Here is an 8,689-nt window from a genome sequence, read left to right on the forward strand (position 1 = left end):
TTTTTAGTTTAAAAGAAATATTTCATGTGACTTACCTTGTGTAAGGTGTGTCTAAGTAAATTATAGGATACTATTTTTTTTAGATAAAAAAATGTACTTTTGCAAAATATACGCTTTCCCCCATGTATAAATTTGTATAATCATTATAAATTATTAGATGGATAACTCTTACTTTTTAGTTAAGTTGCTAGGTAAAGCTATAGTAACTTTTTGTATTGCTACTTTATTTCTTTTTACTGCTTCAGTAGAAGCACAAAATTCTGGGGCTTGGACAGCTTCTGGTTCTGGAGCAACAACAACTTGGTCAGCAAATAACGGACAAACAGGTGCAAACCTTGTTAATATATCATTATCTGCAACAAACTATGGTTCTGGTACAGGTTTTACTTTAAATGATTTTACAACTGGAGAGTTTTTAGCTTGTTCAACAGGTTTTAGTGACCCTTCTATGGTTTCAAATCCTTCATTGAGTTTACGTCATACCTTTCAAAATTCTGCATTTATAACCATAAATTTTAGTTCACCAGTTGTAAATCCTGTAATTCATATAGATAGATTAGGGGGAGGTGGAGGTCCAGGAGGACAAACCACATCTTCTATGTTAAGAGTAATTACTCCTGGAATTACATTGACAGAATTATCACAAAATGACACTCATTTTATTACTGATGAAGTAAATCAAACAATTACAAGAGAATCAGGAACTTTGCCTTATAATAATGTCAATGCTGGAGAATGTGGAGCGCCTGAAGATGATCCTGCTGCGGGTAGTGTTCGTTTAAACGGAACATTTAATTCTGTAACTTTTGAAGTGTCAATGAATCAAGACCAACCTGCAAATGTAAATGACAGGTTTGAAATTGCATTTAGTAATGTGGTTCCAGCTACAATTGAGGCCGTTAATGATAATTTTACTGCTAATGTAATTACACCAACAGGAGGTTCTCCAGGAAATGTATTAGCAAATGATGATTATAATGGAGCAACACCTGTAGATGCAGATGTAGATATAACAGTAACAAATACAGGTGGTTTAACTGGAGTTACAATTGATAATGATGGAAATATTATCGTGCCAGCAAATACACCAGCAAATAATTATACAGTAACCTATCAAATATGTCAAACTGGAGGTACAACATTATGTGATACCGCAACGGTGTTGATAACTGTTTCATGCGATAGTGATGGTGATGGTGTTTGTGATGATGTAGACAAATGTGAAGGTTTTGATGATGCTATTGATAGCGACAATGACACCATACCAGATGGTTGTGATTTAGATAATGATAATGATGGTATTTTAGATACAGATGAAAACGCTTCTTGTGGTATAACTAATACTACATTATTATTTCAAGATTTTGGAAATGCTCCAAACGCAACACCAAGTTCTAGTGTTACTTTAGCTTCATTAAACCCAGGAATTACAACTGCCTATGGTTATGATGCTTTGTCAAACCCTTATGCAGGTAACGATTTAAATGATGATTTTTATTCAGTATTTAATAATATACCTGAATCTGCAGCTTGGGCAACTTCTGGAAGTGATGTGTGGCAAACTATAGGAGACCACACAGATGGAGGAGCAACCGCAACTGCAGGTAGAATGTTAATGGTAAATGCAGGTAATACATTAGATGCTATTTATCAACAAACTTTAACTGGAGTTGGAACCGGCGCGTTAATTGATGTGTCATTTTGGGTGTTAAATTTAGATTATGACAAACCAAGTAGTAACGGTAGGGCTTTGCCTAACATTCAGATTGAGCTTTGGCAGAATGGAGCAATTTTAGGTACGCCAATAAATACTGGGGATATACCAAGGGAAGCTAGAGGAGATGTAAATGCTTGGAAGAAATTTGAAACAACCTCACCAATTAAAGCATTAGATAATAGTGATATCACACTTATACTTAGAAATAATGTTAGTAATACAAACGGTAATGATTTAGCTATAGATGATATTTTAGTAACCCAAGCTTGTGATACAGATGGAGATGGAACACCTAATTATTTAGATTTAGACAGTGATAACGATGGATGTCCAGATGCTTTAGAAGGTAATGGTGGCGTTTTATTGTCACAATTAAATGCAGATGGTTCTATAAACACAGCAACTAACCCGGTAAATGATAACGGTATTCCGGTAGGTCCAGGAACAGCAGGTAACGGAATTACAGGTCAAGACGATGTAAGTTCAACAAATGCAAATGTTACAGGAGATCAATGTGATGATGATGGAGATGGAGTTCCAAATGTAACCGATAAGTGTGATGGTTTTAATGATAATTTAGATTTTGATAATGATACAGTGCCAGACGGATGTGATGATGATGCAGATAATGATGGGATATTAGATGTAAATGAGCAGCAAAATGCAGCCTGTGAAAAAGATTTGTCATTAAATTTAAATTACAATGGAGCCGATTTTGATATTGGGGCTTTTGAGCCAGTTTCTGTAGGAACTGTTTTAGATGCAACAATTAGTATTGAAGTAGATGATTTAGTAGGTTTTGTAGAGGGTGATATTTCAAGGTTTATTTTTAATTACTCTACAAGTGGTCCTTCTAACATTCCGACTACAAGAGTTATACAGAACTCAGGAGATTTATATGAAATAACGGTACCTTATACAGTTAAAAATGGAGATGATTTATCTGATGACGATTATTACTGTAGAGGACATAAAATATCTTTTACATCAATATTTATAGAACTTACTAATGGAGTTGTAATGTCTATTCCAGATATTATTGACCAAGATATATGTGGTTCAGGTAACACTGTAAGACCATATACTTTTACATATTATGATTGCGATAATGACGGTCAACCAAATGAATTAGATACAGACAGTGATAATGATGGTTGTCCAGATGCAGTAGAAGGCGCAGGAACTATTTTAAGTAATGATGCAGCTTTAACTAATTTAACTGATGGAAGTAATGGTGGAAGCATACAAAATTTAGGGACAGTTTCAGATGCAGAAGGAAATCCAATATATCCATCAAGTGGTACAGCAGGTTATGAGCATGCAACAGCACCAGCAGTAATTGATGCTTCAATTAATGCTTGTCAAGCAGATTTAAGTTTAACAAAAAGTGTAGATACTGCGCTACCAAAAATAGGAGGTAATATTGTGTACACATTAACGGTAGCAAATAATGGAGTGTCAAATGCAACTGGAGTGCAAGTAACAGACGTTTTACCTGCGGGGTTAACTTTTGTTTCCGATAATTCATCAACAACAAGCACAACATATACAGGTAATGTTTGGGATATTGGTAATTTAAATGTTAATCAAACTGTAAGTTTACAAATAACAGCAACTGTAAATGGTGCAGGAACTATAATAAACACAGCAGAAATAACGCAATCAAATCAAACAGATTTAGATTCTACACCCGCTAGTGGTAATTAAAAATATATTATTATTATTATTATTATTATTATCTTTGAAGCATTATTAAATAGAAAAAGTCATTACTATGGATAAAAGTTACTTGAAAATTCACAAAATTATTATTACATTATTTTTGGCATTAAGTTTTGTTAGTGTTTCTTCTGCGCAATGTCCAACAGGGCAAGTAGCGGGTGCAAGTTCTAATATAAATATATATGCAACTGCTGTTATTTTTAATAATGGTGTTGGTGGCGCAAATAATGCAGTAGGTAATAATAACGGTACTTCCGCAAGTTTAAATAGTAATGCAGATCAGCTAGTCTTACAAATGGGTCAAGCTATAAACAGCGGAGACTCTGTTACTGTTAATGGGCAAAATGGAGATGATGTAGATGTGTGGGTGTCTTCTAGTTGGGGAGGCTCTATTGGGGCTACTATCTGGACTCAAGTAGGTTCAAATGCACAATTAGATTTTACATTTAACTCTCCAATAGATTGGGAATATATAAGGATCGAAAGAGGGGATGGTACAGGTACAGAAGATATTAGTTTTATAGATGCTTCAACAACTTTTACTACTTGTTTAGATGATACTGATAATGACGGTGTTGCAAATGTAGATGACTTAGATGATGATAATGACGGTATTTTAGATACTGATGAAGGTTGTACACAACTTCCAGCAAGTCCATTTACATTAAATTCAAGTTTAAGTGTTTTAGGAGATGTAGATACTCCTGGAAGATTAGTTTATGAAGACACTAATGGAAACCAAGTTATTTTAACTGCCGCTGGAGGCGATGGAAATAATAATACATTAGGAGTTGGTCCTAACGAAGGAACCATTGTAAATAACACAACAACAGGTCAAATGTTTTTTGAAGTTGGTGGAGGTGATGTTGATGACCAACCTAAATTACATATTCAAGCAATTAGTGCTTCAGGTACTCCTTTTGATATAACCTCAATTAGTTTTGGTAATATTGGAAATATGGATAATTCAGGTGCGCGAGATATAATTGCAGCAAATGTTTTAGGTACTTGGGATAATTTAGGTAGCGCTGGAAATGTTTTAGCGGTAGCGCAGATGACGCCTACTGGAGCTACACCAGTATCTGGTGTAACACAAACGACTTTAAATTCTTTTGAATTAAATAACTTTATATCGCAAGGTGCAATTTCTCAAGCAATTTTTAATAATGATGACAATAGTATTCAATTTGGTTATAATGCAAGATTTAGTCCAACTAATCCAACGAGTTCATTTTTATTAATTGTTGATGATGCAGAGGCTTCGGTATCAGTTAGAAATATTGTAACCGAAATAACGGCAATTTCAATGACAATTTCTGGTACAATATGTCCAGATACAGATGGAGATGGAATAACAGATAATTTAGATTTAGATAGTGATGGAGATGGTTGTAGTGATGCCGTAGAAGCAGGTACAACAACAGATCAAAGTACAAATTATCAGTTTCCTTCAAATGATGTAAATAACACAACGGGTGTTCCTAACACTGCATCAACTTCAAATAACACAGGAAACTTTCAAAATGCAGCAGTTACAACTTGTAGCTGTCCTTTTGCTTCAGGTTTAGATTCAGATAATGATGGAGTTGATGATACTTGTGATGATGACCATGATAACGATGGAATTCTAAACTCTGTAGAAAACCCATGTTCATTGTCTCAAACAACAAATTGGAATAGTTCTGGAACAACTGCAACAGGTAGTGCTGGAGGAACAAATGTTGCTTTTGCCGTTACAAATGATAGTAATACAAGTATTACTTACAGTCCAAACGGAGCTTTTAATACTACAAATTTTTGGTCAAACTCTTCTTTAGCTGGAGATAATTCTTTAGAATATATCTACACTTGGGATACCACTACTGATGCTAATACAAGCCCTGCTTCAGACGATGCTGGAACGGCTACTTTTACCATTACATTTTCTCAAAAAGTATATAACCCTATTATTCACATAGATAGGTTAGGAGGTAGTGGGCAAGAAGATTCTGCTGGCCCAAATTATATTAGTAATTCTTCTGAGTTTACATTAACAACACCAGGAATTGCTTTTAAAAAGTTATCTGGTAATAATCAATTTATTGTAAATGGAAATAAATTTTTTAGAGCACCTAATATTAATTTAGGAACTACCGATCCAGGAAGTGAATCTGGTAGTGATTATACTCGTACAGCAGCAGGTAGTGTACAAGTTATTGGGTCTGTAACTTCGTTAACATTTTCTGTAACAGGTATTGGAGTTGAAGGTGTTGGTTTTGATGGAGTTGAAATGATATTTGAAGCGTGTCCAGCAATTGATACCGATAACGATGGTACACCAGATTATTTAGATTTAGACAGTGATAACGATGGTTGTTCAGATGCTGTAGAAGCAGGTACAACAACAAGCCAAACTCCAAATTACCAATTCCCATCAAACGATGTAAACGCAACTACAGGCGTTCCAAACGGAGCCGCAGCAGCAAATAATTCAGGAGATTTCCAAAATGCAGCAGTAACATCTTGTGATTGCCCATTTCCATCAGGTATAGATACAGATGGTGATGGTGTTGATGATACATGTGATTTGGATGATGATAATGATGGTATTTTAGATACAGATGAAAATGCTTCTTGTGGTATAACTAACTCAATCTTATTATCTCAAGATTTTGGAAATGCAGCAAATGCTACACCAAGTTCAAGTGTTACTTTAGCTTCATTAAACCCTGGAATTACAACTGCTTATGGTTATGATGCTTTATCAAATCCTTATGCTGGAAACGATTTAGATGATGACTTTTATTCAGTGTTTAATAATATTCCAGAGTCGGCTATTTGGGCGGCTACAGGTTCAGCTGTTTGGCAAGATATAGGTGACCATACAGATGGAGGTAGTTTAGCAACAACTGGTAGAATGTTAATGGTAAATGCTGGGAATACTTTAGATGCTATTTATCAACAAAATCTTACAGGAGTTGGTACCGGTGCATTAATAGATGTGTCTTTTTGGATTTTAAATTTAGATGTTGATAAACCGAGTAATGCTGGTAGAGGTTTGCCAAATGTACAAATAGAACTATGGCAAAATGGAGCTATTTTAGGTACGGCAATAAATACTGGAGATGTACAAAGAGAAACTAAAGGAGATACAAACGCTTGGAAGAAATTTGAGACAACTACACCAATAGTAGCTTTAGATAATAGTAATATTACATTTATTATTAGAAATAATGTAAGTAATACTAACGGTAATGATTTAGCAATTGATGATATTTTAGTAACACAAGCTTGTGATACAGATGGAGATGGAACGCCTAATTATCAAGACACAGACAGTGACAACGATGGATGTCCAGATGCTTTAGAAGCAAATGCAACGTTAAATTATTCAGACTTAAATGCAGATGGTTCAATAGATACTTCAGTAAATACTACTGGAGCAAATATTGGAGTTCCTGGAACACCAGCAACAGATGCCGGAACTTCTGCAGATGCATCACAACAAGCAGATGAATGTGATCCTTGTAATAATACAAGTGAATTATTTGCAGATAACGACTTAGATGGAATTGGTGATCAATGTGATTTAGATGATGATAATGATGGTATTTTAGATACTGTTGAATGTCCATTAACAGAAGGGACATTTACAGGAGGGCAAACAGGTACTATTTCAGACGGTACAAATACAGCAAATTATGCCTTAGTGCAAAACTCTTTTGTTGGATATAATGGAGCGGCAGTATATACTGCATCTGCAAATGGTATTGAAGTACAAGGAAATACGGTTGATGCAGGAAATGATTCTCTTAATTATACATTAAATTTATCTAATGTAAGTGCCGGAGTTATCCCCGTAATTAGGTTTACCCAAAGAAAAGGTTCTAACGCCGGTAATGGAGAGGCATCAGATATTACACTTTCTTGGCCAGGTAGTGGCTTAGGAGGTTATGTAGATGAAGCTACACCTTCAGCTTCAATGTATGCCCTTGGAGCTCCTTCTGGATTTGATTTAAATAACAGACAAATTGAAGGTTTAGGAACTGAAGGTGTTATTACCTCTGGTAGTAAAATAAGAATTTATCAAATATTTAATAGTGCTTCAGAATGGTATGTGCAATTCCCAGCAGGAGAAACTTCAGTTACAATAGATAAAACAGTTTTAAACTCAGGAATTTCTTCATCTGAAGGTATTGATTATAGGTATCCACAGTTAGGTTTCTCAGGTAATTCAGGAGAATCTTTTAATGAATGGATTTCATTTCAAGTATTTTTTATGCCAGATACAGATGGTGATGGAATTGCAGATTGTATGGATTTAGACAGTGATGGAGATGGCTGTCCAGACTCAGTAGAAGCAGGTGTGCCAACAACCAATTTAGTAGCAGGAGATTTAGTAAATGTAGCAGGTACAACAACAGGTGTTGCAAATGCAAAATTTGATGGTAGCAATGTAGGTGCTAATGGGTTAGATAATTCTATAGAAAATATAGATGATGAAACTGCAACAACTACATATACATCTACATATTCTGATGCTTTAGATGAAAATATTTCAACAGCTTGTAATGCAGATTTAAGTTTAACAAAAACTGTAAACAAAGCCATTGTGAAAATAAATGACACAATTATATATACACTTACGGTAACTAATAGTGGTGCAGCAGATGCAACAGGTGTACAAGTAACAGATGTTTTACCAGCAGGTTTAACCTATGTTTCACATACCTCAGGTCAATCATTTACAGATAGTGGGGATGCAGATAGTTTAAGAGACTTATGGACAATTGGAAATTTAAATGCAAACCAAAGCATAACATTACAAATTACGGTAACAGTTAATAGTGCTGGAACAATAACAAATACAGCAGAAATAACACAATCAAATCAAACAGATTCAGATTCCACACCAGCAAGTGGTAATTAAATTTGTTGTAAAAATGAATATTTTTTTAATATTAATAAAAAACAACGTATTTTCGCAGAAATTAAATGTCCCCCATAAACATTTAAATACTGTTTTTATTAAGAAATTATTTATTTAATAAAAGAAGTTTTAATGATATATTAATTTAAGTTGTTAAATTAAAATGAGGGAAACTTATAACATATTATTACAAATAACAGCTGTTGTTTTTAGTAATTCTTTAATTACATGCGTTTAGTGTGTAGTACCTTCCTTTTTTTTGATAATAATTTGATTATAAAAGTATCATTAATTAAAATGTTAAACAACATAGATATTAGTGTGACCTTATTAAATAATAA

At 34.3% G+C, this 8,689-nt stretch carries 2 protein-coding genes; both read left to right on the top strand.

The features are described from left to right. Nucleotides 1-157 precede the first annotated feature (157 nt). Nucleotides 158-3,424, top strand: coding sequence for a DUF11 domain-containing protein (locus LPB136_RS02040; protein WP_072554541.1), 3,267 nt, complete (start codon nucleotides 158-160; stop codon nucleotides 3,422-3,424). A gap of 67 nt (nucleotides 3,425-3,491) precedes the next feature. Further along, nucleotides 3,492-8,348: a DUF11 domain-containing protein gene (locus tag LPB136_RS02045; RefSeq protein WP_072554542.1), complete on the top strand. Its 4,857-nt coding sequence runs from the start codon at nucleotides 3,492-3,494 to the stop codon at nucleotides 8,346-8,348. Nucleotides 8,349-8,689 lie beyond the last annotated feature (341 nt).

Origin of the sequence: Tenacibaculum todarodis, from assembly GCF_001889045.1 — a bacterium.
GTDB lineage: Bacteria > Bacteroidota > Bacteroidia > Flavobacteriales > Flavobacteriaceae > Polaribacter > Polaribacter todarodis.

Bases quoted from the DNA above. Each gene is read 5' to 3' on its own strand.
- LPB136_RS02040 (WP_072554541.1), top strand. From the start codon at position 158: ATGGATAACTCTTACTTTTTAGTTAAGTTGCTAGGTAAAGCTATAGTA.
- LPB136_RS02045 (WP_072554542.1), top strand. From the start codon at position 3,492: ATGGATAAAAGTTACTTGAAAATTCACAAAATTATTATTACATTATTT.